Raw genomic sequence first — 22,994 nt, forward strand, 5'->3', positions numbered from 1 at the left:
TGATGACTATAGACAACAAGTAAACGTAGTTTATATTCCGTCGTTAATCAGTCGACGAATGGGCATGATGAATACCCATGAAAGCTCCTCCTCCAAAAAAGCCTGCTGATAAGCGCAACAAGGTTTGTACTGCTGTTGGCAAGAACTTGAAGGCAATCCGTATCGAGGCGAACAAGTCACAGGAAACGCTGGCTTTTGACGCTGATGTTGACCGCACCTACGTGTCGCAGATAGAACGCGGGGCGGCAAATCCTTCAGTGATTACCTTGGCAAACCTGTGCTACGCGCTGAATATCACGCTGGCGGACCTCTTTGCACCGGTCACCATTGCACTGTCGCCGGCTGGCCCTGAGCGCAAGCCACCACCGAAACCAATAAAAACACGGCTGAGGTGAGCGTTTTAGCAGTCTGCGGTGCCGATCACTTCAATGAAAAACACAGGACGGATTCGACTCAAGTCGGTGCGGATACCTTGCTTCAGGCGGGCGTTTGAATCGAATACCCGTTCGGCGCCTGCCTTATTTCGCTGAAATACCGACCAGTGCGAGTTGGTGCAAACAATCGCCAAATCACTAAAGCGCTCCCAACGGCTTGTACGTACCGCTCTATTGGTGCGGACACCGCTATCGCGCAGCAGTTTTCTGAGGCGGTGCGTGGGCATGCCGTTTTTACGAATATCCGCATACCAACCGCGCTGCTCCGCAATGGCGCAGGCTTGCCGGTAAGAGATGCCCGCCAACATGGCAACACAAGCTAGCCCGCAACCGTTCCGATCCTGCTGGATGATTCTTCGCAACCCCATCACGTCATCCGCGGCGTTGAGTAAAGGCGTTGTGACAGGAAACTGGCCATCAGTATTCCTCCGGTAGCAGCAAGGTGGTGACACTGCGGTCGCGCTCGGTAATGATCCACAGTCGTTCATGCGGCTTGCCCAAGATGTAGGCTGACAGGAGGCGTTCACCGGCTTGAGCGGCCCAGGTGTTGGTTGCGGCGTCTTCCCGGCAAATATCGCCCCAATCCCCTTGCTGATGCCTGACTAGCAGAGTGCTGGCGTTAATGCCGAGTCGATCCAGCAGATCGAGGGCGTCGGGGGTGGCAACGACGTGGCCGAGGGTAAAAAGCGGTGGAGAATGCGTTACTGCAATGATTAAAAACCGTCGATTTTCGGATGAAGTAGGCAGATTAGACATGATGAATCCTCATAAAAGTATCAAATTAACAACAAAATGATCAAAAACAAGCAAGGCCATCTCAAAAAACAAGGCAATCGGGGAGAAGAAAAGCGGGAGAAGTGCGAGAAACTGCGAGAGATAGGCCGGAAGCCTTGCAAAGCCTTGCTTTTGCGCTGATTTGATAGCCGGTCAATACGCTGCTTTATCAACACAATATTGCCATTATATCATCAAAAATACAAATCTATTGAAATTTATAGTTTGATATATTTTAACTATTTTCGTCACTGAGAAGCGAAATAGAGTGTCAATCCGGCCGGAATCGAGACTTCGGCTACAGGGAGATTTGATATCAGGGAAGCGATAAATATTCCATTTACCGCCGTCAATTGAGAATTAACAATGTTAGCGCTAGAGCCCCCGAAATAGCAGGTATCGTCCGCAAAATGACGCATTTTTGCGGCATTTTGAGCATCAGGAGGCGGTTACAGCAGATTCGGCAGGGAAAACCGCTTTTTCTTGTTCTTGGCGTCTAGTTTCTTTTTCAAGTCACGCTCAATACGTCGGCATTCTGGACACCAGGAGCCGTTCTGGATATTTGCCGGCTTGGCCTCCCATGTGTGGCCTTCAATACATTGCCATTTAAGTAGGGATATAAGATTAATGTAGGTATCCGATAAGCAAACTCCGCCATGCATCTGAGCAATTTCTCGCATTTTGGAAATTCCTGTGCGCACTTTTTCGCGAGAGCATTCATGGCACCAATGCTCGCGTTGAACATGGATCGGTTTTGCTTGCCAAGTATGGCCCTTGGCACACTGCCAGACCAAACGCGTCGCATTGTTCTTGTATGTCTCAGAAAGACAGTGTCCGCCACGCTGCCGTGCCAATTCCTGCATCTTCTCGATGCCTAATCGCTTACGATCAAAACTGCACGTAGGACACCAGCTAGTAGTGACCGTTGCCGGTTTCGCCTGCCAAACATGACCGACCGCACACTGCCATTGCAGATGGGTGACAGCATCGACATAGGTCTGAGACAAACAAGTACCACCTTTAGCGGCGGCCAGCGCGTGCATTGCCTCGATGTTGCCGCGCATGCTGTCGTAATAACACTGTTGACACCAGTTACCGGCACGTATCTGCGATGCCGTAGCCTGCCAAGTGTGGTTATGTGCGCAGCGCCAACGCAATTTTTGCAAGTAAGGGACGGTGCGTTTTGACAGCAATTTTCCGCCCTTTTGTTGCGCCAAGTCCTGTAGTTCTTCCAGGCTTTGGCGTTGGCTGTCGCGGTAGCAAGTTGGACACCAAGTACCGTGCTTTACACTATTCGGCGTAGCGCGCCACCGATGCAGTTGTGCGCATTGCCACTGAAGTCGCGTGTCACTGTTGAGGTAACTGTCCGACAGGCATAGGCCACCGCGCTCTCGGGCGATCGCCTGCATTTCTTCAAGCGTCAATCGTCGCTGATTGTTTTGCGCCTCTAGTCCTGGATATGATATTTTTTTAATGCTGGTCATTGAGAGGTATTCAGAAACGATTTTAACGTTGCTAGTTGGTCGCCCTATCAGACTTGACCTGGCAGAATCATCATCGCTGCTGTTTGTCGAGCATCTGCCACGCTAACAACTAATGTCGCCTGTTCGGTTGTCGTCGCCATCTCGGCAGCTAACGCAATATGGATAAGATCCGACGCCGCACCAAAGGACCCCGCAAACGCCATAGGCGCGGTCCGTTGCGACAAGGGATCAAGCCCGGGTAATGTCTTCCCTAAAGCATCTATCACTTCACTTGTACGTGCAAAACGATGATCGGTATCGCTGATCACGTTACCGATTTCGCCAGCCGCTATCTTGGATACTGTCATTGCCTCGGCGATGCAGTTCGCCAAGGTGTTGGAATCAGCGTTCCCTTTCGCTGTACGATCCGAGGCGCGCAGACCGCGTTGCGCAGGGCCCGGCTTGCAAAGTCCAGTCATCTGTAAGTGTGTAGCGAATGCCGCATCTACCAACAATAGGCTTGCTGCCCCTTCCGCTGGAACAAAGCCATCAGTTATCTTGCTGGAAAATACTTGATTCAACGCCAGCGGTAGAAGTAATTCGTCGGGATTCACCAGGCTATCAGCCGCCAGCAGTAAAACGTAAGGCATTTTGTTGCTACTCATATGCTGCTGCAACGCATTCATTGCGCCATAAGCGCTTTCTGACACAGCAGGCACAAGATGTAAATCATAGTCAACAGTGGACCAGTACGAATGCGTCCAGGCCATGGAGAAATGGAGGCGTGTTTCACTATCCAGAGGTAGCGCCTCCGGGACCAGCCAATAGACCGTCGCCGGTGCGCTGCTAGAACGCGTCAATTCTGGTTGTTGCTCAAACAGGGTATCGAGTACGGTCACCAGCATTGCAGTAATACGCTTAGCACGAGAACGGGTCTCGACCGGATAGTCGAGTAGTTCCAGAGGTAAATTCTCAATCGTCGCCGTCTGGACTGGATGGCCTTCGGTATTGCGTATCATACTGTCGGGGCGGAAGATTTTTTCTTGTTCCTGACTACTTGTCACCGTCACACCGGCATCACCGAATGGCGTCACCACACCCCACGCTGCGATCTGCGGCATCTCTACAGGTGCAGCGATGATAACCTCGGGTGGCGATTGAGTTGGTGCCATGCTCGGCGGGGCTACGGCAGGGACAAGCGCTTGCAGAGCTACCCTGCTCAACACGCTTAGCACCAGCGGTGGTAACAATGTGATCGCCATAACGGACTGCGTACCAGTCATGCCAACTGTGCCGAGATAGTGGAACAGACCGTCCAGTGGAAGGAATCGCAACAGCAATATCCAGAGGACGGTCAGCAACAAAAATGTGATTAGCCACGTGACGCCGCGCACGGCAATGCTGGGAGAGACGAAGAGTGCTGTCAATTTCAAAATATTACCCTTGCGAAGCGGTCGGCATGCTGGAAATCAAGGCGCAACCGCAAGCCGTATGATGTCCGTGCAGTGCTACTTGGCGGCCATCGATAGTAAAAGTCGGTGAGCCTTCGATAATAGGATTGGTGCCATGCCCGGACTGCGGGCAAGTCACCATATCCCCTACGCGGGCAATCCCCAGGCCGTGGATAAGATGGATCGGCGATGCACTGACGACGACGCCGCCATGGGTGGTTTTATCACCCAGGCGAATAATGGAAAGAGCCATTAGCTAAGCTCCTTTCTGTTGAAAATCATGTAAATCAAAATCCTAAGAGACTCTTGGTGGATTTCCAGCCATCTTCAACTACCTTCATGCCCGCGTCGGCTTTATTGCCCACATAATCCGATACTTGCTTGGTGCCCTGGCCAACTTGGGTCGCCATATCGGACACGTTTTTTTTCGCCGTATCGTAGAATTGGCCAGCCTCGTTTGAAAGCTTCGTCGCGCCTTGCTGGATTTCTTGACTTACCTCAGTAGCTTTTTTCTGAGTAGCGTCCGCCAGATCCGATGCTTTCTTCTGCACAGTATTGATTGACGAGACAATCATTTTTTGACCGGCATCCACAGTCGAAATCACTACCTGCTTGCTGGTGTTGTACACCTCAACGGCATATTTTTCTCCGGCCTGCACAGTATCGACCGTAAATTTTTCACCCACTTTATAAGTCTGAGTCGCAATCAGTTTTCCTGCCTGATAGGTTTCTACAACGACGCCTTCAGCACTGTTGTAAATCTTGATGACACCGTTCTTGGCCGCTTCCACATTCTGATCCAGCCATTGCACGCCCTTTGCCAATACATTAATGCTCGATTCAGTCATACCACGTGGACGAAAATAACTGAACGGCTCAACGCCATACATAAATCCGCTCTTTGAATCGTGTATATAGCCCTTTACTAACCCTAATACAGCATCGCTGGCAGTACTATCCCAGGCATGCAAGCGCCAAGGCTCTACGGTGACCGTTTGCCCATAAACCGTTCCGAAAAATTGCAATGTTTGCGGTATCGATGCCTGATCCAGCAATAGACGGGTAGTTGACATACGGCTGCGCAGCGCTTTGACTTCACGCTCCATACTGGCATGTCCAACGAGCGTATGCCCTATGTCGGTGGCGTGATCTGGTGTTTTAATTCCTTTTCGTGCCAGCGTGCCGTATGCTGAATACAGCGCTTTCATATGCATAGCGACAGCTTGCTCCGCTGTGCCGCTTGGGGACACGGCGCCCATATAATCTTTATACGCTTTCTCGGTTTCTGGTTGGATTTTAAAGCGCTCTTTAAACGCTTGATTATTGCTTTTTTCGATATCTTGATATGAGAGCATCCGTACACCGGATTTGAGCGCCTCACTCATCATGTCACGCAACGGAATACGAGCATAATTGTTAGGACGATCTTGATCGACTGGCTCATAACCGCCGCCAACATCCGAATGCACGCCAGGGTAGATAGTTTCCGTCCAGTTCGGCATCAGTTTCCCATGTTGACGAATTAAATCTGATGGAAAAGAAAATCGTAATTCATGCGCCGCCACGTAATGTACGCAACGTTCTACTTGCCCCGGCACCTTCAGATTCTTTTCTGTGAACAGACCATCCATATTGGCAGCGGGAACACCAAACGACGCCACGGTATCAAACAGCCCCATAAAGTGGATGCGGATGGGATAGCCCTGGTAAGTCAGTTGCCCGTCTTTGTCCGTTTTACAGTCCTTTAAAAAATCATTACAAAATGCCCGCCCTAATGCAGCTCCACGAGAAAAACCAAAAATCGAGAGATTAATCATTTTGATTAAACGATGCCCGGCTAATGCTTTGCTGACATCCGCAAAACTCTGGTTTTGGCCTTTTTCGGCATACGCTTTAGTCGTAGCATCCAGTTTTTTTGCATTGCTCAGCAATACACTGCGTAGCGTGTCATTAACGTTGTTGTGCCCGTACTCGGTGCGGCGTGTCCCGCCTGCACCGAAACCACTTCCGCCAATATTGTCTTGCCCTGTTTTCCATATTTCATCAAGCCAGCCGGTCGCCTTGCCATTAAATGGCGTGCCAACACCAGAAACATAAATGGGATAAATCGTACTAGATACATCAGCGGCAAATGCGGCAGACCGCCACATTCGAGCCGGATTGCTCCATTTTTTTGGCCCTTCGTCGACTTCCTTGTTGTTACCCGTACCATCGAAAAACACGCTTATGTTCACAATGTCAGAACAATCCTGCTTCGTCGTTGGTGGGTCTGTCGGAACGTCGCGGCTACGAGCAATTGCAGCTTGTAATTCTTCTTGATCACCGGCCATGGAGATGCTTCTCCTTATAAATTTTTTCGCCTTTAGGTGTTGGCTCTGGAAAATTTACAGAACTAACCAATTCAGCGGTGCCATCAGGATAAATGTGGACACCTAAATAATGGCTATCGGCAGGAATTTGATCTGCCGTAAAAGACAAAGAATTCTTAACCGTGACTGTATCGCCATTGCCTGCCGTTCCTGCTGGTCCATCCAAACGCCAAGTCAACGTTTGTGGTCCTAACGGAATTGTAACGGCTGTCATAACTGCTCTGCCCCCACCGTACGAACTGGCTACCCCTATATCGCTGCCGTTCAGATACACATCAAAAATGGGCCTGCTTAGGTAACTAAACAAGACAACATCCAAAACAACTTCTTTTTTCATGAAAATATTTCCTATGAAATTGCTCTTCCCACAAGCGACGAGCGGAACAAAGACTCCAGCGGCAACTAGGTTCGTAAGCAATTTGCGGCGAACATTAAATTTCATCATTAATTCCAATTTGCAGTACTGAGCATGTGATATTCGAAAGTGGTAATCGCTATCGTACATAGCAGCGGCAGCGCATTCAATAAACCAGCGCGCCAATACCCTGTCTCACCTTTTTGATCCATCTGATGTTTGAATTTATACCAACCAAAAATTGAAAGGAGCACGCCGATGGGAGCGAAGAAAATGGGTATAGCTAACCACATCCCGGATATCGATAAGATACAAAGGCAAATAGCGACGAAATGCTGCGCTATATAATTTTTGCCAAATGCTCGCGACAATAACCAGGCAACCAGCAGCGGGGTGCCGAAAATCAAAAGTAGCATGAGCAACGGCTCCAGCCAGTGGTCCACCACCTCATTTTTTGCGCTGGCAATCAGGAGAGAAATAACTACTACCGATAGTAATACCCAGATCAGCATTTTTTTACTTGGTCGCCATTTCATGGGAATTGCTCCAATGCTTCCGGCAAACTGATCTGCCCGACCTTGACTTTTTCCAGTAACTCCTCAATAACGCTGTTTTGCTGCAACTGGCTACCGTAAATCAATCCCGCACAGATATATCTGGTGATGTCCTGCATGCCGCGCAAGTTGAGCTTGCGCGCTTCCAGCAAATAGTGTTCGACACGCATATACCGCTCACCTTCTGGAATGTCGATCAGCAGCTCCGGCTGGGTTTCCTTGATGTATCCGAGCAGATGATCAGGCACGCTGGCTTCAATTAGCATATCAAGCTGGACTTGAGTCGGCTTGAGTGGCAACCGCACCTGATCGGTATCGGGCTGAGGAACATCCTCACGTACTTGATGCAGATTACCGTCGCGATCCCAATACCACCATGCGTTGATTTTCGTTAGCAGTTTGCTGCATTGGCGCGCCGATAGTACCGGACCCGGCACGTGCAGGGTATGGTCATCTTTCTGGCCGACCAACGTGCCCAGGACGGCTGGGTCCCAGAACGCAAAATACATTTCGTCCCCGTCCGGTAGAACGACTTCCGTGAACTGCACCAGGTGCGCATGCAGCGGTGCAAACTCTTGCGGACTGGCGATGATGGTGAGGCTGGCCGGATTTGAAGCAGCACTACGAAAAAGCAACAACCAGGCTTCGGCATCTTCCGCGACAGGCGGCAATATCACCAAATGGGGTGCGGCCTTGCTCAGTTCCGGTCCTTGCGCATCGGCCAATAAACATTGGCTTTGCGCTCTTGGCGTTATTTTATGCAACCTGTCGAGCAGTCGGGCATCCTGTGCCGAATCGACGATGGCATAAAGGTATAGCTCTGGCGGTTGAGGAAGCGCTTGCCATTGCTGCAGAAATTCCGGCAGCGCCATTATTGCACTCCTTTGCTGATGAGCGAGGAACGGCTCATGGCGCGTTTCATCAGGCATTCAAGACATATACTCTTGGGAAGTGTCGGCATCGGGAACGGTACGGTTTTTGGTCCCGTCAGATTGAAGTCACCTTGATGGATAACCCGCTGGCCGCTGGTGAGATCGGTAATGCCGGATTCATTGATTTTGATTGCAGATCCACCAGCGCCAATGGTAATTTCCTTCTTGGCCCAGATCTCGATATTGTCCGTGGTGGAAATCAGCCGTAGCACCTTCTCGGCAATGATGTCCAGATTGTCGCTTTGCGCCTGGATCTCAACCTTGCCTTTCGCTGCAAACAGCTTGATACCACCGTTATACACGAACAGACTGAGCTTTTCCTTGATGCTGGCGACCAGACTTTTGCCGACGGCTAGGTTGGTATCCGTCCCTGACGACAGCGTGACGTTTTCGCCACTATGGACGTGCGTGCTCTTGGGCGTGGTCAGGCCGATGCCGGCCGGCGATGCCACCAGCAAAACTGGTTCCTTGAAGCGATTAGCCTGCTGCTGGCCTTCGCCTTCGTATTTGTCTTGCGTGGCGTCGGTGAATTTCTTCAGTGATTCCTGGCCGTCCAGGGCTTCAGCATTCGCCTTGCTGCTGGTGTCTGATAGCGATTTCGTCAGATTCTGGCCGGCTTCCAGTTGCTGATGGGCTTCCCGCACATCAAGCTGCGATCCTTGCGCACCGGGACGGCCGAAGGTGCTGAGGTAAAGTCCCTGATTGGTGGTAATGGCGCCAAACGCATCGGAATTAAGAGAAAAACCCGAACCGTAAAACGCCTGGCGGGTATTGCCTTGCTGCCCAACCAGATAACCAAGATTGAGCTGGGCGTTCGTATTGGAACTATAAAGCTGCACCCGGTTTTGATTGGTATTATCGTCCATCACCAACTGCGTAAATCCACTGCCTTTGTATTCCTTGGATTTATAACCGGACAGCTTGCCATTCGTATGCCAGTCGGGTGTCTGTTCACCGTTGTAGACCCGTCCGGTTATCAGCGGACGGTCCGGATCGCCGCCCAGGAAGGTGATCACGACTTCCTGTTTGATGCGCGGCACATTCAGCGCGCCATAACCTTGCCCTGCATTTGGATAGCTGACGCGAACCCAGCATGAGGCCTTCTCGTCGCCCGGGTTCAGCCTGTTCCAGTGAAACAAGACTTTTACACGGTTGAGAGAGTCCGTATAGATCTCTTCATTTTCTGGTCCGACGACCGTGGCGATCTGCGTATGCATCACTGGCTTGTGATGCTCAAACGGGCTGCGATATTCCACCGTCCGCCGCTGTACCTCGATGCTGTTGACGCAATAGCCGCTCTGTTCGTTGGTGATCTTGTCACTGGCGGCGGTCTGCTGCTTGGCGTCGGCAATCTGCTGCTCCAGACTGCCGGGGAAATGATTGACTGTCGTCGACAGCGGCAGGTTGTTCTCGATATACCAGTGCAGGCCAATGACGATGAACTGACGGTCCTCATCGGAATCGCGGTCATGATCGGTATGGCCGGCCAGACTGAACCAGAAGCCTACCCCAGCGGCCAGTCGAGGCACGCTCGACCAGGCGTAATAGCGCTTGGCCTGGGATTCCCAGGCTTCGACCTTGATCTTGGCCAGCTTGTCGCCACGGTCCCGTGCCAGGTAGGTGTAAGGGCCAGTATATTCGTAGACTTCGAGCTGGCTTGACACTGCGCCGTGGCCTTCCAGCGTGTAGGTATTGGTAGTCTTGCTGTTGCTGGGCGATTTGTAATCGTAGGTAATGGTCGATAGTTGCCTGCTGAGCAGCTTGCGCTGACCGCCCCAACGGGTGATCTTGTCGACTTCATCGTTGCCGCCGGCGCGATGGAAGCGGATCTCTTGTGGCGCCAGCGGCTTCAACTGATGCACCGAATCGGTGATCACCAACGTATGGCCCGAGCCATCTTGCTTCTGTTCGTGATAGCTATACCAGCCTTCTTCTTCCATCAACCGCGCCACGAAATTCCATGAGCTCTCGTATTGCGTGCAATAGGAGCGCGACAGCGCGGCCTGCGTCAGATCGAAGCGGTAATTGCCGCGTGCCTCGGTGTGCTGGTCAAATACGTCGCTGAGGATGTCTTCCGTGGTCTTATCTTGCCAGGTGCGGGCATCCTGCCGGTACTGTAGAAAATGCAGCCAGGAAGAAAACGCCAACTGATAAACCGTAAATTGCCCATCATGGCCGAGCATGCCGGCTTGGTGTACATAGCCATGGATCGGCAGGTAGCTGCGCTTATCGGCTTGCTGAATCCACAACGTGACAGGCTTAGCGATCAGCTCCTTGAGTTCGATATCGCTCTGCAGGGACAGCACATCAAGGGTGTAGGTATAACCGCGACCCAGACGGTCATGCGCAACAACACGATGAGGAAGCAAAACGTCAGCACCGAGCGGCGTGTCAAGTTTAAGCAAACGGCCTTGTTGCCTCACGCCAAGCAGTGCCTGTACATTTTCCATTCATGACCCCAGCGATTTTTATTGGATGTAACTTATTTTGCCACAGTAAATTGTTGCTCCCCAGTTAACTGCGCAAAAAAGCGTCACTTATTGGGCGATTTCACCTTAGTTCACACTTATTGCTTAATTGAAACATGTTGGCGCGAAGCCAGAATGACCATGCCGGCGGAGCTGCTGACGCGTTGGGTGGAAAACGTGGGCGAAATTTGGGCGAAAGTGCAGACCTTTTGAGACCTTTCCGGACCGCGTAGATTTTGTTACCTCTAGTGTTTATGCGATCTGGCGTGGTCTGGAGTGGTTTGTAATGGTGAGGCGGCGGGCAGAACCCGCGTCTCGTAAGCAGTAATTTCTATAATTATCTGCGATTGCGGTATCGACAATCCATCCCCATCCATTGTGAGTTACCCCCCGTTGAGGCGATTGGCAAGCTAAGATTTTCGCCAAATATATAGCTGAGCCGGTTTGAAGGCCATTTCCTCTAGTTCTCTTCTTAATAGTACGGAAGCCTTGTGCATGGGGCCATGATGGGGTGTCCTGCCACCTATATATAGTGGTGCGTATGGGTGTACCCAAGCAAGACGGCACTGGGCCAGCATATAAGTGTTGCGAAATGTGTTGCGTAATGATGATTTGTGTTGCATTATAAAAATGCAACCCTATTGCAACATAAAACAGCCACCTACTATATATATGACTAGTGTTATTGCGTATTTGCGCGTTTCAACCAAAGACCAGACAGTGCAGAATCAGCGTCAGGCCATAGCGGCGGCTGGCTGGAAAGTAACGAAGGAATTCACTGATGAGGCCATTAGCGGCACTACAGCAGCTGAAAGCCGGGCCGGTTGGACTGCCTGCGCCCAATACCTCAGAGAAGGCGATACCCTGGTTGTGTATGCGCTAGATCGCATTGGCCGACACACAATTGATGTGCTCACCCAGATCAATACCCTGAGCGAACGCGGTATTCGGCTGGTGATCCTCATGCAAGGGTTCGACACGCAGACGCCGGCGGGCAAGCTTTCGCTAACGATGTTTGCCGGTTTTGCTGAGTTTGAAAATGGAATTCGTAAGGAGCGTCAGCAAGAGGGCATCACTAGGGCACGCAAGGAAGGAAAGTATCAGGGCCGCAAGCCAAAGCTAACTGACGAAATGCAGATTGAGTTGAAGCGCCGGTATGACGCGGGTGAAAATCGCAGCGAGTTGGCGCGTCAATTTGGCGTTGATCGCGTTACTGTGCACCGGTACTGCAAGTCGCACTAGACCGTGTTGGTGTCAGATTGAGAGAGTTACGAATCTTAACTTTTCGCCGAACAGTTTGCTGAGCGTTCCGTAACAGCGAAGCCGACAAGTTCACAATCCTCCACGCTTACCGTAGTTGAGGAGGGGGTGATCAATACTTTGCAATTGCACGCCGCATATTCACATTGACAGCTGCTACATAGCGCTTTGTAGATCAATCTAGCTGGTGTAAGGTGCCACTGTTTAGAAGAGATCATTTCGACAACACGTGTCTCTGATTCAGGAAACTCAACAGTGCCTTCTCCTGCATCGTTGAATTGTACTTTACATGATTCCGGCAGAAATGACCTACTCATGAAAAAGCAGCCGTTTAGGCGCATTAGATCTTCTACGCTGCACGGCGAAACCTGGTCCTTCAAATATTTCGCCATGGTTGCATGAAGTGCGGTGAGCCACTCTTCAATATCCGAAATTTCTTCTGGTAGCTTAGGCATGCCTTGAGGAAGCATCGTGACGAAATCCTTCGCAAACGCAGCAAGGGAAATACTAACGAGCCGATCACTGGCCACTATCGAAATGTTGCTTGTGATGAAGCGATGTTCCGATTGGGCGGTAAATGATTTACACATGTCCCAAAGAATTTGTAGCGCTGTATTGGTATTCGAGACTGCGTGTCGACCATTGAGGAGGAGCAGTGGCAAGTTGATGTCCATGTCGTCATAGCAAATCCACGCAATATTTTGGCTAAGTTGAACTTCGCCCTCAAGCGATTCTCGGAGCATTTTTACGTAGTCAAGAGCGGAATACTCCATAACTAGGCGCTGAGCGGCTGCAAAGCTGATTGCGCCAAGTGCAATCATCATGCAGTCCACCTCGGGGTCATAATTATTTAGAGGTTGATAGGTGACCATAGCATGGACACCAAACTCACTTGCAATGCGCGGCGGGAAAATGGTGTTGGCTGTTACGGCTGGAGTTTGGGAGGGCATGGTCTCGATTGCAAGAGCATCCTTTTCGGCGCCGAGATACTCTCCGGCCAATTCGTTATCTCTATAAAAATGGCAAATCAATTCTTTCCAGAGATTGATTTCCACTGGTCCATCCACGCGCCAAAGCTTGACATAGCGAGAGGTTTTACCAGATTTGGAGATATCTTGGTCCAAGCGATCTATGTACGCTGTCTCCTCGTACTCTCGAATGGCCCCGTCTAAGTGATATGGAAGCTTGGTCTTCGAATCGACCATGGAATGAACGTAACGGCAACCATACATCTCGTCGTCTTCATAGTCGGCACTAAAGTTGGTTCCAAATGTCCTACTGGTCCGGACCTCCTCGCATTCCAACGTCTGGATATCATTTTGTTGGTGCCACCAGAATTCCATGTGACTAATACCGTGGAAATCACGCGTCCGCTCGGTAGCCTCGTGGCGAGTTACCCCAGTAGGAATTCGAGTCAAGTCATCGTTAAATCGAGGTCCCCACCAATGCTGCAACTCAATTGGCATTTGATACGTGTTAGGTAAGCCGACACTATTCGGATCCAGTGCTATCTGAATCTCAAGTTCTGATATGTCCTTGAGTTCGAGCAGCTTCGCAAGAAATACATCGTTGAGATTGTTAAGTTGTGAAAGTGATCGGCGAAAGTAGCGGTGCGCAAATAACGCGCAGCCTTTATATTCAAACACACCGGGGCCGATGCACTTCAATTTGCGGACGTCGACTAGACTGCGCTTGTCCGTCTCATCGCTTGGGAACAGATCAGGAAAAGTTCGCTTGGCTATTCCATCGTCGATGACAGAAACGCATTCCCGAATCAAGAACGAATGCTCGCCTGAAAGATGTTGCCCCAATAGATCTTGAAGCTGCCGCTTAAGATCTGGTTTAACCTCACCAATTCTTTCCTGAAGATAGAGCATTGCCTGCTCATGCATTTGCTGGTGTTCTTCTTGATTCTCTGGAAAGGTAAAGCGCCCCATCAGGCGAACTTCTTCAGCTTGGATGTGCAATCCTAGCGCGTTCGTCCATCCGATCAGGCGATGAAAGTCATGACTAATAAAACTTGGTGAGCCGCGCCATGACTGGTTAAGCATGGATGCTAATCCCGCTATGTCAAACCGAAAGCCTTGGCGATTAACACGATCAGTATTGAAAACACCCAGCGTTTGTTTCATCAGCGGCCATCCTTTTTTGCGAGAGTGATATCTAGTCGCGACATTCTGGTTGAATTTCCTATCACTCACTATCTTTTGATGCGATAAGAGCGACACTGATGGCAAGCTACCCTCTCTGCTTCTTTATGCCAAACGTTCCTTCAACGTGTTTTACGCATCTGATTTTGACATGAGAAAAATAAGGCTGGCGTAAAATATTCGCAATTGTCCCGGCATCAGAGGCGGATATTTTGTATCATATACAATCTCATGCAGTGCCGTTGGCCGAAAAGCATGGTGACCTGATCGAGACGAGATCAATCTGAGGTTCCCTCTGTTTTTCGTCTTCCAACAGACGACTTCTATGCAGCTCGTTTTTCCTGATTCTGTTCACTGATCCAGCGCTGTAGAAACTGGAGCGGCGATTTATAACCGAGGGTCGAATGCTGCCGCTTGCGATTGTAAAACACCTCGATGTATTCGAAACTGGCCGCCCTCATTTCAGTCTGGGTGGTGTAGCGCAGGCCATGGTAACGTTCGTTCTTGAAACTGTTGAACCAGCTCTCAGTCGGCGAATTGTCCCAGCAATTTCCCTTGCGGCTCATCGAACACGTCATACCGAACTCACGCAACTTGTCCTGGTAGGCCTGACTGGCGTACTGGCTGCCGCGGTCCGAATGATGCAGGACGCCGGGCGCAGGACGTCGGCGGAACCAGGCCATCGTCAGCGCGTCTGCCACCAACTCAGTCGTCATACGCGGCTTGAGCGACCAGCCGATCACTTCCCGATTGAACAGATCCAGAACGATGGCGAGGTACAGCCAGCCTTCATCGGTCCACAAGTAGGTGATGTCGGCCGTCCAAACCTGATTCGGCGCCGCCGGCGCGAAATCGCGGTCAAGCAGGTTTCTCGCCACTGGCAAACCGTGCTTCGATTCGGTCGTAACCCGGTAGCGCCGCTTGTGGCGCGCATGAATTCCGTGCGTGCGCATCAACCGCTCTACGCGTCCCTTGCTCGCCGTGTAGCCCCGCCACCGCAACTCGCGGATCATCCGAGGACTGCCATAAGCACCTTTTACCTCGGCGTGGATGGCGCGGATCATGGCCAGCGTCTGGCCGGCCGTCAGGCGCTTGCGATCGGGCGTGCCGCCACTCTTCCAGGCTCGGTAACCGCTGATGCTCACGTCGAGCGTATCGCACATTTCCCTCAGCGCGAATCGATTAGTCTGCGCATCGATCCAGGCGTACTTCACAGAACATCCTTCGCGAAGTACGCCGCTGCCTTTTTTATGATTTCGTTCTCCCGCTTGAGCTTGGCATTCTCGGCACGTAAGCGCGACAATTCCATCTCTTCCGGTGTCACAACCTTGCTACCAGCGCCGTTCAACTTGCCAGCCTTAGCGGCCTTGACCCAGTTGCGCAGCGTTTGTTCGCTTAGACCAAGTTCCTTGGCTGTCGCCGCGAAGGACTCGCAGGCATTGACCCGTCTGACTGCCAATTCCTTGAATTCCGCCGTGTATGAACTTCTTGAAATCTTCATTTCTTGCCTTCCCAAAGTAACGTCAATTTTACGTCACCTGTGGAAGACGAAATTTCAGGGAAAGCTCAATCTATACTCTTCCTCATATCGCCATTTTTCAGACTTTACAAGTAAATTTGCTTTCCTCTATTCTGCTTCGACCTGAGGAATAAGGTAACTCCCACGGTTTTCTTTGAGAAGAATATTAAGTGAGTTGTTGTCGATGTTGGCGGCCTGACGCACTTTTTCAATAAATAATCCGTAGCTATGAGCACCTGGCAAGTCCGCACCTGTCTCGCTGGGCATTCGAACAATTCTCACAATGTCTTCAGGAGACAGATGAGAAAATAATGGCAGTACCGCCTTGTTAAAAACCTCATTGGCTCTATCCCATGAGCCCACTTGAGACAGAAAATGAAGCGACCGTTCTTTCGCAAGTGCGCGAACACCATGAGCGTTTATCGCATTAGCTAGATCATCAAATTCAAGGCCATTTATCCGAAGTTCAATAGCGGACTTGAGAGCATCTAATTTGGACAATGGCTCGAATCCACCTAGCACTTCATTTGCAGGACCTTCTTCAATGAATCGGATGACCTTGTTCTTCGAAGTTTGTTCAAGTACATGCCAAGCTGGTTTGATAAAAGCGACCAAGCAGCATGCTCCCGAGAAGCGATTATCTGGAACATCCCTGATCGCCGTGTTAAGTTGTTTGCGCAATCGATCTTCAACGATTCCCGGATATAACTCGAAGGATGCATTAATCGCAGCATTGACCTGCGGTTTGTAGAACAAGGGATCATTGTCCGACAGGAAGCCAAAAATCAACATATCTATGAATCCCTTCACTAATGCATCGGTCGCGTTCTTCAGGCTAGAGTTATCCAACTGAGCTAGGGCCTTTTCGTCGTCGGTCGGGAAATAAACCGAGCCAACAAGAGCTTTCAATTGAGCCAAAGCAGCCTTGCCTTGCACAGGTGGCTGCGCCAGTACATGTACAACAGCATTGCGTATATGCAAGCGCGCTTGCTCCGCTGACGGGTGATAAGGGATACCGACGCGCTGAAAAGATGGATGGGCACACCTATGCCTATCCTCTCGGAGTCTAGTCAGATCAATAAACTGCTGGGGATCAAAGAATTGAAGTTGATCCTTACAAATTTCAAGAATGTCGCGCTCAAACTCGAGAGCACTCCGAATTCCTACCGGGTTGTTTTGCTCTATTTGCGCAATGTAAGTTTCGTAACGGGTTTCAATATCCTTTGCTGCCTTGTCTCCTGATACTGCAAGTTCACGAATTTTATCGATCAGATCGAAAACAATGGCTATCCAAGTGCTGACAATGGCCGCACGGCAGGCGCCAGCTCGATAGCAACGAATGGCCTCAGCAATGTATCCTTTTGATTGCTCGGAATGACAGCGAATAGCTAGCGCTTCAATATCAGAGAGACTTTCGATCACGGCATTTCCTTGGAAAATGTAATTGATGCAGTGGTTTCAGCCGATTAAAATCGTAACCGAAATATGCGATAACCGCTGTGGCCCAATTGAGATAGCTGCCACTTGAAAATTAAAACATCTTGGGTTTATCTTCTGACAAAGTAGTGCTCGATATGAAATTAATGTTTATGCAGGCCGAGTTTGTCGAACAGAATGCGATTTCTGCGCTCCGCATCCTTAACGAGTTTGTCGTAAGAAATGATTTCGATACATCCGTTGCCTGCTGCCAAATTAAAGAAATATCCCTCGTTATCAGCAGTACGGTGGTAGCGCCCATATACTTGTCGATGAAGAGAAGGTTTGAGGTCGGCGATAAGATAGCCCGTATATCGAAGATTTGTAGGGTTTATTTGGCGCCCGTCAATATCATTTACATTACCGTCGCTGATTTCTCGAAAGCGTTGAATGATTTGGTCAGCAGGATCTTTGTTATAGTCATCGCGACCGGGTCTTTTGAACTCAATGATAATAACCCCACCACTGGGTAAGTTATCTGATTCTGTCACGCCAATAGGAGTGTCATAGAAAAAAGCAAAGATGTCTGGCTCCTTGCCAGACGTATTTTCAAGACCAGGAACGCTATTCAGTTTCTTGTCGGACGTTAGCAGAGTGTGATAGCAAAGTCGTTCATCAATGATCCACAGATTTTGCTGCTCAAAAAAGACATCTTTTGACGTTTCTCCCATCGGGAAAATCATCTTATGCAGCACTTTTTCAAACGGGTATTTATCGTCTGTGCGAACTTTCTTTAAACTTTGACTTACAAGGTCAAGAATAGTGCGGCGATGTGCTACGTAGGCAGCAAGCTGGGCTTTCCCGATTTCATTAGCTTGTTCCGCCACGACTTGGAATCGCTCTTGATACTGCTCGAAGGTTTCGGTTTCAAACAAAGCCGCAACATGGCGAACCTCTTTACGCACCGAGTCCTCAACGTCTCGCTTTACGTGAAGCAATGCCTCATCAAGCTTTTCGTTTGTTAATCCAGGCTGAATGCGTTGTTCGATCAATTCTTTATATCGTGGATGTGTTAGTGCACGGTATTCCGGCGCTTGTTCAACAAATTTCGCAATTTGCGAGCGCTTTTCCTCGTTCGTCGACGTTAAATCAGTTGCCAACAAAGGGCGGAGTGTCTCCGCTATGCCACGGTTTAGTGATTGACGTGACACAAGCGTCCTATCCAAATCAGGATCATCATCGGATTGAAAGGAAATTCGTGTTCGCTCTTGATTGGCATGATCATCGAGATATTCCCCAGTAACAAGCACAATCAGAGTGTAGGGCTCTTGGTCAGCATCTATGAATTTTTCCGGTAGTTCAGGTAGTAAGTCGCGCAACTTGTTTGTCGTGACCTCTCTCCCATTTGCACACAAATGCAAGTCATGTCGTGAACGGCCGTCACGATGACGGTAGGCCTGCAGAGCAAAGGTATGTCCTAGAACATTGAAAAATCGTTCTTCAATATGTGACACCACGGTGGATTGAAATAGCGCGTGCAGATCAATGGGGGCGTGGTTTGGCGACTCCAACACAATCGGCGGGCACGAGCGTGCAGCGAATCGAATTAAAAAGTGTGCAAGGATACGCTCGGCAATAATTGCGGGGTCTTGAGGCCAACCTCCTTTAAACTTGGAGTCCATTCCACGCATTGACAATTTTGTTCCTTGGGATTCTTTAATAGGAACAACGTCATCGGCACCCTTTAACTCATCTGCAATAGAGAAATCAAATTCACGTAAAAATGTCTCATTCCGACGCTGAAAAACACTTCGAATATGAACGCTTGAGAAGACCTTAAGAAAGGTAAATCGACCAACGCCTTTACCGCCGACTTTGACCTTGGAAAGTGTATGCGCCTCCTTGAACGAGGCCAGATTTTCACCAGTAAAGCCAACCCCATCGTCGCCAATGTCAAATCCGTCGAGAACCAACGTCTCATCACCACCTTGATGTGCGAGGTCGTGAGAGGCAACAAGCCGTATACGGATGGCGTGCTTACTTAAGCCATCTCTATGTTCTTCGATTGCGTCAATGGCATTTGATATTGCCTCGAATAGAGGCATCATCGCTTTCGCTTGCGATAGTTCGAGCCGATCAACTAGGCCTTTGATGTTTGCGAGCATTAAATCCCCCTAAATTAGTTACGGCATATGTCATACAAAGTGACCTGCGCGCTTTAAGTGACTGTTTCTTTTGCATAGCGGCGGTTTAGCGGTCCAGGCGAATACGAAGTCTGCGGGTTCGTTCTCTAAAAGCTTTTTCGCCACCCTCAAGGATGTCACAAACGCTTTTCCGGATTTCTTCATTTTCTAGGCCACCCGAAGTATAAGTAATAGGGGGCAGGCCTCCACTTGAGTGTGGACCTGCGTTTGCTATGATGATTTGATCGGCGTCAGTGTTAATCACGAGGTTGGCATTGTGCGTCACGATGATCACCTGTCGTTTAGTCTTTGCGGCTAAGAAAAGCCCAACCAGATCATCATAGATCGATTTTGGATCGAGGTTTTCTTCCGGTTGGTCTATGATCAGGGGACGCCCGTCGGCGTCATCGAGGGAGAGATAGAGAAGAAGCAAAACGATCCCTCGTGTGCCCGGGGAAAGTTTGCGGATATCGATCGCATCGTAATTAACGCTGTATCGCACAGAGATATGATCGGTGCTATAGAGCCATTGCGCGAAACGTTTTGACCAACTGCGATATTCTGTTTGCTCGCTTCTCGGAATCGGCGAGTGTTGGAGGAGCGCGTCCTGATGTTCGACACGAAAAGCATTCATCGCTTCAGCTACCGCCTTCGCGTCGCCTGTCTCCCAAGGTGTTTTTAGCGACTTTTTAGCTGCTTCACATAATGTGCCACGACCACGAAATGGCCCCTGACGACGAAGATCAAGGAGAGCTTCTCCCTGTTCTGACCACGTATCAACATTGGCTGTTCTCGTTACCGAGAATGAAAGCTTACGCAGGGTGCCCTCAGTTGTCTCAAGCCGGCTTTTAATTGGCGCATAGAGTTTGGCAAGTACTTCTTGCTCGGCAATTACTGCCTCAAAAACCCTGATATAGCTCGCTTCTCGTTCTTCCAATAGACAATTCAAGCGTGCCTTGGCGCCTTCGCAATCAAACAGCTTCTCGCTCAGCCGCTTGAGCAGGTCAGTTTCAGCTACTATCTTTTTTGAGAGAATTTCGAAGCGTTGCGTCGTATCTTTATCAATGCTGACTAACTTCTGAATGCGCCCGATTTCAGCCTCTAGAGTTGAAAGAGTCTGTGTTTCAAGATCCGTATTTTCTGCAATCAATGGAAGTATGGGGTCAATTGCACCAACAAGCGGTGTACCGTTCCAACCAGAGCTGTTGCGTCGGGCATCTATCAACCCTCTAGTCAACACTCCATCAACGTCGCCTTTGTAATCCATGAGAAATGCCAGCCAATCGTCATCCTTGATGCCGCTGCTTATATGACGCTCCTGCGCGTCACGTAGATCCTCTGGTGCACGACTAGAACGGACGTTTCCAATTTCGTCTTGCATGAGAATAAGTTGCTGTTCCTGCGACTTATAATGCCGAACAAAACCTCGCACGCGCTCGGCAGCTTTGGTTAACGCCTCAAGTTGAGTAACTCGCTCCTCGCTACCTTTCGGCACAAGGTTTGCCCTATCAGTGGTCATTCGGGCTATGAGTTCTTTTTTCTCTTGAATCTGCGTCTTATAGCCATCGACGAGCTTTGTCTTCTCGATTTCGCCGCTAATGCGTTCCGATAACGTAGCAAGGGACTGCTCCTCGCGTTCACGGCCTTTACGGTGCCTAGTCGAATGCATCTCGCGAAGATCTGCGAAATCGATCGCACCATCACGCTCGGAAACTGGATGAGCATCGAAAATAACACGCTCAACTTCAGATAGGAGACTATCGGTTATGCCATCTGATGAACAAAGCTCCTCTACAAACTGTTGAGAGAGATAGCGCGCACGCGGATAGTTGTCGCTGGGCGCTGAATCGGAACCATCAAGCATGCGCGTTTTGCTGCCACCGGCTTGCCAGTCCAAACGCACGCTTGTTCCGCCGAGATACTCGCGCGCTCGTATCAAAAATGCTTGTTTGGGCATGCTATGCCCATGGGCGTCGCAACCCGCAGCAATAATATCTGCAAGTGCGGTCTTACCTGACCCGCGTGCGCCAATAATTGCGACGAGCCCCGGATTTAATGCAAGTTTGGGGATTTGCGCCCAAGGCGCTCCAATGATGGAAACTTTTGCAATAACCTCCGATGACGTTGCCGCGGGCGGAGGTTCTGTACCCACATAGGCGCGCCCCGCAGGATCAATACAGACTTGGCGGAGCGTATCGAAGATGGCTTCACCTTTCACCCAACTGTAGCGATCGCCATCTGGGCTTCCGGTCTTCGCAACAGAATGACCATCACTCCCATGCAAGCACGGCTTCAGTCCGTCATAGTGCTGTCGGATATCTTCCGGACTTAGGTTCTTGCGACCGAGCCAGAATTCACGTTGAGCAGAGTTCGACGTAAAAATGATATGAGCAAACCGTTCCACTTCTTGACGGAGCGTCCTATCGGCGCCTTCTCGGAGTCCTGACGTTCCATCTCCCTGCGCACCTGATACTGCGATCAGAATATTTGCCTTTGCCCATGCGCTGTTTCGATATTGAGTGCGTAGCTGATCGAACGAGACCTTAAACTGTTCTGAGCCTTGCCGTAATGCTGCGCGTTCGTCAATTATGTCGGAACTGGATTTGTGCCCTAGCCGAATGAGGTCGCTGGGTTGGCAGCAGAAGCTATCGTTATGCGCCTGGAAGGTAAGTCTTGCTAAGAAGCGACTAAGTTCCTCAAGGTGCGCAGAGTCTTCTGGACTTACAAGTAAATGAGCATTAACCCAGGATTTGGCGGTGCCAACGTCAAGTCTCAATTCGACATTGGGAAAGATCAGATCGCATCTCGATAACCGTCCTGTTGCCTTCGCCGCAACCACAGCTCGATAAGTATCAAGGCCATAGTAGTCTGTTACTCCTAAAGCTTGAATCGATGGCGAGGCTGCCTCTAAAACATCAAAATAACTATTCCAATCGCCTTTAAATTGATCATTGAAAATAGTTCCCGGCGCATGTACATGAGGCTCCCATCTTTGCCAGCGTGATCCAGAGTTGAGCGGCGGCAGCAGATCATCGGCCATCTTGGTGTCCTCGGCATTTTTAGGTGATTTCTGGAACTGTTTTCTGTTTGCAATATGCAACTTAATTGGCACTAAGTCAATGTTAATTTAACAGACATTTTCAATTACCCGCTCTTTGCCCGATATGGCAGAGAATCGGTCTGGTTGAGTACTGCAACAGCCAATGTAGCGACGGTATGACAAGGCATAAAACGCTAATGTCACGCAGGCGCTGCATTCAAGGTGCCTCAAGACCCGGCAAGCCTTCACCGGCGTAATAAAGGGCAGGGTACTGCTCTATCCACTCCGGCCGGTCAAGTAGGATACGGTCTTCACAGAAGATACTTTCAATGTCGACCGCTGACTTTGGCGTCGGCACCTGGTCAAGCAGAATATCAATGCCAATGACCGCCTTGATCTCCTTCCGTCGAGCCGCTCGTGTTTGCCGCTCATGATATGCCGACAGGTCTTCGCCATGCAGCCACATAAAGAAAGTCGCACGCAGCTTGGAATCGGTCAGATCATCAAGCAAGCGCAGGCCATGAGCAATCGACGGCACTCTCTCCAGCCCCAATGCATCCAACTCGGCCAAGAACATGCAATCCCTTACCGGTCATTGTAGGGACGGCGTGACTGGGTATTAAACT

18 protein-coding genes are annotated in these 22,994 nt (G+C 50.1%); 2 read left to right on the plus strand and 16 right to left on the minus strand.

Features of this window, described 5'->3' with window-relative positions:
• The first annotated feature begins 77 nt into the window (after nucleotides 1-77).
• A complete protein-coding gene (locus BCF11_RS16605; RefSeq protein WP_098495717.1) occupies nucleotides 78-395 on the plus strand; it encodes a helix-turn-helix domain-containing protein in 318 nt (105 codons plus the stop codon).
• A gap of 5 nt (nucleotides 396-400) precedes the next feature.
• Here the strand turns inward: BCF11_RS16605 and BCF11_RS16610 are convergent, their stop codons facing one another.
• From BCF11_RS16610 to BCF11_RS16655, 10 genes are all read right to left on the minus strand, one after another.
• Complete coding sequence (locus tag BCF11_RS16610) at nucleotides 401-802, minus strand: cysteine peptidase family C39 domain-containing protein (RefSeq protein ID WP_158229213.1); 402 nt, start codon at nucleotides 800-802, stop codon at nucleotides 401-403.
• Between the two features lie 49 nt (nucleotides 803-851).
• Entirely contained in the window at nucleotides 852-1,190 is a 339-nt protein-coding gene (locus tag BCF11_RS16615) for a hypothetical protein (protein ID WP_233212512.1), read from the minus strand.
• Between the two features lie 467 nt (nucleotides 1,191-1,657).
• Nucleotides 1,658-2,692, minus strand: coding sequence for a hypothetical protein (locus BCF11_RS27610; protein ID WP_143751348.1), 1,035 nt, complete (start codon nucleotides 2,690-2,692; stop codon nucleotides 1,658-1,660).
• A 47-nt stretch (nucleotides 2,693-2,739) separates the two neighbouring features.
• Entirely contained in the window at nucleotides 2,740-4,104 is a 1,365-nt protein-coding gene (locus BCF11_RS16625; RefSeq protein WP_143751349.1) for a hypothetical protein, read from the minus strand.
• 4 nt (nucleotides 4,105-4,108) lie between these two features.
• On the minus strand, nucleotides 4,109-4,375 hold the full coding sequence (locus tag BCF11_RS16630; protein WP_098495721.1) for a PAAR domain-containing protein: 267 nt from the start codon (nucleotides 4,373-4,375) through the stop codon (nucleotides 4,109-4,111).
• 34 nt (nucleotides 4,376-4,409) lie between these two features.
• Entirely contained in the window at nucleotides 4,410-6,452 is a 2,043-nt protein-coding gene (locus BCF11_RS16635) for a DUF2235 domain-containing protein (RefSeq protein WP_098495722.1), read from the minus strand.
• A complete protein-coding gene (locus tag BCF11_RS16640) occupies nucleotides 6,442-6,828 on the minus strand; it encodes a hypothetical protein (RefSeq protein WP_143751350.1) in 387 nt (128 codons plus the stop codon). The genes BCF11_RS16635 and BCF11_RS16640 overlap by 11 nt, the downstream gene beginning before the upstream one ends.
• A 107-nt stretch (nucleotides 6,829-6,935) precedes the next feature.
• The gene (locus BCF11_RS16645) at nucleotides 6,936-7,382 is read right to left on the minus strand and encodes a hypothetical protein (protein WP_098495724.1); all 447 of its coding nucleotides are present in this window, start codon (nucleotides 7,380-7,382) and stop codon (nucleotides 6,936-6,938) included.
• A complete protein-coding gene (locus tag BCF11_RS16650) occupies nucleotides 7,379-8,272 on the minus strand; it encodes a DUF4123 domain-containing protein (RefSeq protein ID WP_158229214.1) in 894 nt (297 codons plus the stop codon). The genes BCF11_RS16645 and BCF11_RS16650 overlap by 4 nt, the downstream gene beginning before the upstream one ends.
• Nucleotides 8,272-10,782 (minus strand): type VI secretion system Vgr family protein, encoded by a 2,511-nt coding sequence (locus tag BCF11_RS16655; protein WP_098495726.1) that lies wholly within the window; start codon nucleotides 10,780-10,782, stop codon nucleotides 8,272-8,274. Before BCF11_RS16655 ends, BCF11_RS16650 begins: the two co-directional genes overlap by 1 nt.
• 690 nt (nucleotides 10,783-11,472) lie before the next feature.
• Here BCF11_RS16655 and BCF11_RS16660 point away from each other — a divergent pair.
• Nucleotides 11,473-12,042, plus strand: a complete 570-nt coding sequence (locus BCF11_RS16660) for a recombinase family protein (RefSeq protein ID WP_158229215.1) — start codon at nucleotides 11,473-11,475, stop codon at nucleotides 12,040-12,042.
• Nucleotides 12,043-12,077: 35 nt separating this feature from the next.
• Here the strand turns inward: BCF11_RS16660 and BCF11_RS16665 are convergent, their stop codons facing one another.
• From BCF11_RS16665 to BCF11_RS16690, 6 genes are all read right to left on the minus strand, one after another.
• The gene (locus tag BCF11_RS16665) at nucleotides 12,078-14,192 is read right to left on the minus strand and encodes a hypothetical protein (protein WP_098495728.1); all 2,115 of its coding nucleotides are present in this window, start codon (nucleotides 14,190-14,192) and stop codon (nucleotides 12,078-12,080) included.
• Nucleotides 14,193-14,533: 341 nt separating this feature from the next.
• Nucleotides 14,534-15,711, minus strand: a protein-coding gene (locus tag BCF11_RS16670) for an IS3 family transposase (RefSeq protein ID WP_098493244.1) whose coding sequence is annotated in 2 segments (ribosomal slippage) — nucleotides 14,534-15,450 and nucleotides 15,450-15,711 — 1,179 coding nt in all. Because the reading frame shifts where the segments join, the coding sequence is not laid out codon by codon here.
• Nucleotides 15,712-15,837: 126 nt separating this feature from the next.
• Nucleotides 15,838-17,151 (minus strand): hypothetical protein, encoded by a 1,314-nt coding sequence (locus BCF11_RS16675; RefSeq protein WP_098495729.1) that lies wholly within the window; start codon nucleotides 17,149-17,151, stop codon nucleotides 15,838-15,840.
• Between the two features lie 158 nt (nucleotides 17,152-17,309).
• Nucleotides 17,310-19,310 carry a hypothetical protein gene (locus BCF11_RS16680; protein ID WP_098495730.1) on the minus strand — a complete coding sequence of 667 codons (2,001 nt, stop codon included), beginning with the start codon at nucleotides 19,308-19,310 and terminating at the stop codon, nucleotides 17,310-17,312.
• An 85-nt stretch (nucleotides 19,311-19,395) separates the two neighbouring features.
• Nucleotides 19,396-22,368, minus strand: a complete 2,973-nt coding sequence (locus BCF11_RS16685; protein WP_098497540.1) for a TrlF family AAA-like ATPase — start codon at nucleotides 22,366-22,368, stop codon at nucleotides 19,396-19,398.
• 217 nt (nucleotides 22,369-22,585) lie between these two features.
• On the minus strand, nucleotides 22,586-22,945 hold the full coding sequence (locus BCF11_RS16690) for a hypothetical protein (RefSeq protein WP_098495731.1): 360 nt from the start codon (nucleotides 22,943-22,945) through the stop codon (nucleotides 22,586-22,588).
• Nucleotides 22,946-22,994 lie beyond the last annotated feature (49 nt).

It is taken from the genome of Collimonas sp. PA-H2, from assembly GCF_002564105.1.
GTDB lineage: Bacteria > Pseudomonadota > Gammaproteobacteria > Burkholderiales > Burkholderiaceae_D > Collimonas.

Bases quoted from the DNA above. Each gene is read 5' to 3' on its own strand.
- BCF11_RS16605 (WP_098495717.1), top strand. From the start codon at position 78: ATGAAAGCTCCTCCTCCAAAAAAGCCTGCTGATAAGCGCAACAAGGTT.
- BCF11_RS16610 (WP_158229213.1), bottom strand. From the start codon at position 802: ATGGGGTTGCGAAGAATCATCCAGCAGGATCGGAACGGTTGCGGGCTA.
- BCF11_RS16615 (WP_233212512.1), bottom strand. From the start codon at position 1,190: ATGTCTAATCTGCCTACTTCATCCGAAAATCGACGGTTTTTAATCATT.
- BCF11_RS27610 (WP_143751348.1), bottom strand. From the start codon at position 2,692: ATGACCAGCATTAAAAAAATATCATATCCAGGACTAGAGGCGCAAAAC.
- BCF11_RS16630 (WP_098495721.1), bottom strand. From the start codon at position 4,375: ATGGCTCTTTCCATTATTCGCCTGGGTGATAAAACCACCCATGGCGGC.
- BCF11_RS16635 (WP_098495722.1), bottom strand. From the start codon at position 6,452: ATGGCCGGTGATCAAGAAGAATTACAAGCTGCAATTGCTCGTAGCCGC.
- BCF11_RS16640 (WP_143751350.1), bottom strand. From the start codon at position 6,828: ATGAAAAAAGAAGTTGTTTTGGATGTTGTCTTGTTTAGTTACCTAAGC.
- BCF11_RS16645 (WP_098495724.1), bottom strand. From the start codon at position 7,382: ATGAAATGGCGACCAAGTAAAAAAATGCTGATCTGGGTATTACTATCG.
- BCF11_RS16650 (WP_158229214.1), bottom strand. From the start codon at position 8,272: ATGGCGCTGCCGGAATTTCTGCAGCAATGGCAAGCGCTTCCTCAACCG.
- BCF11_RS16655 (WP_098495726.1), bottom strand. From the start codon at position 10,782: ATGGAAAATGTACAGGCACTGCTTGGCGTGAGGCAACAAGGCCGTTTG.
- BCF11_RS16660 (WP_158229215.1), top strand. From the start codon at position 11,473: ATGACTAGTGTTATTGCGTATTTGCGCGTTTCAACCAAAGACCAGACA.
- BCF11_RS16665 (WP_098495728.1), bottom strand. From the start codon at position 14,192: ATGAAACAAACGCTGGGTGTTTTCAATACTGATCGTGTTAATCGCCAA.
- BCF11_RS16680 (WP_098495730.1), bottom strand. From the start codon at position 19,310: ATGCTCGCAAACATCAAAGGCCTAGTTGATCGGCTCGAACTATCGCAA.
- BCF11_RS16685 (WP_098497540.1), bottom strand. From the start codon at position 22,368: ATGGCCGATGATCTGCTGCCGCCGCTCAACTCTGGATCACGCTGGCAA.
- BCF11_RS16690 (WP_098495731.1), bottom strand. From the start codon at position 22,945: ATGTTCTTGGCCGAGTTGGATGCATTGGGGCTGGAGAGAGTGCCGTCG.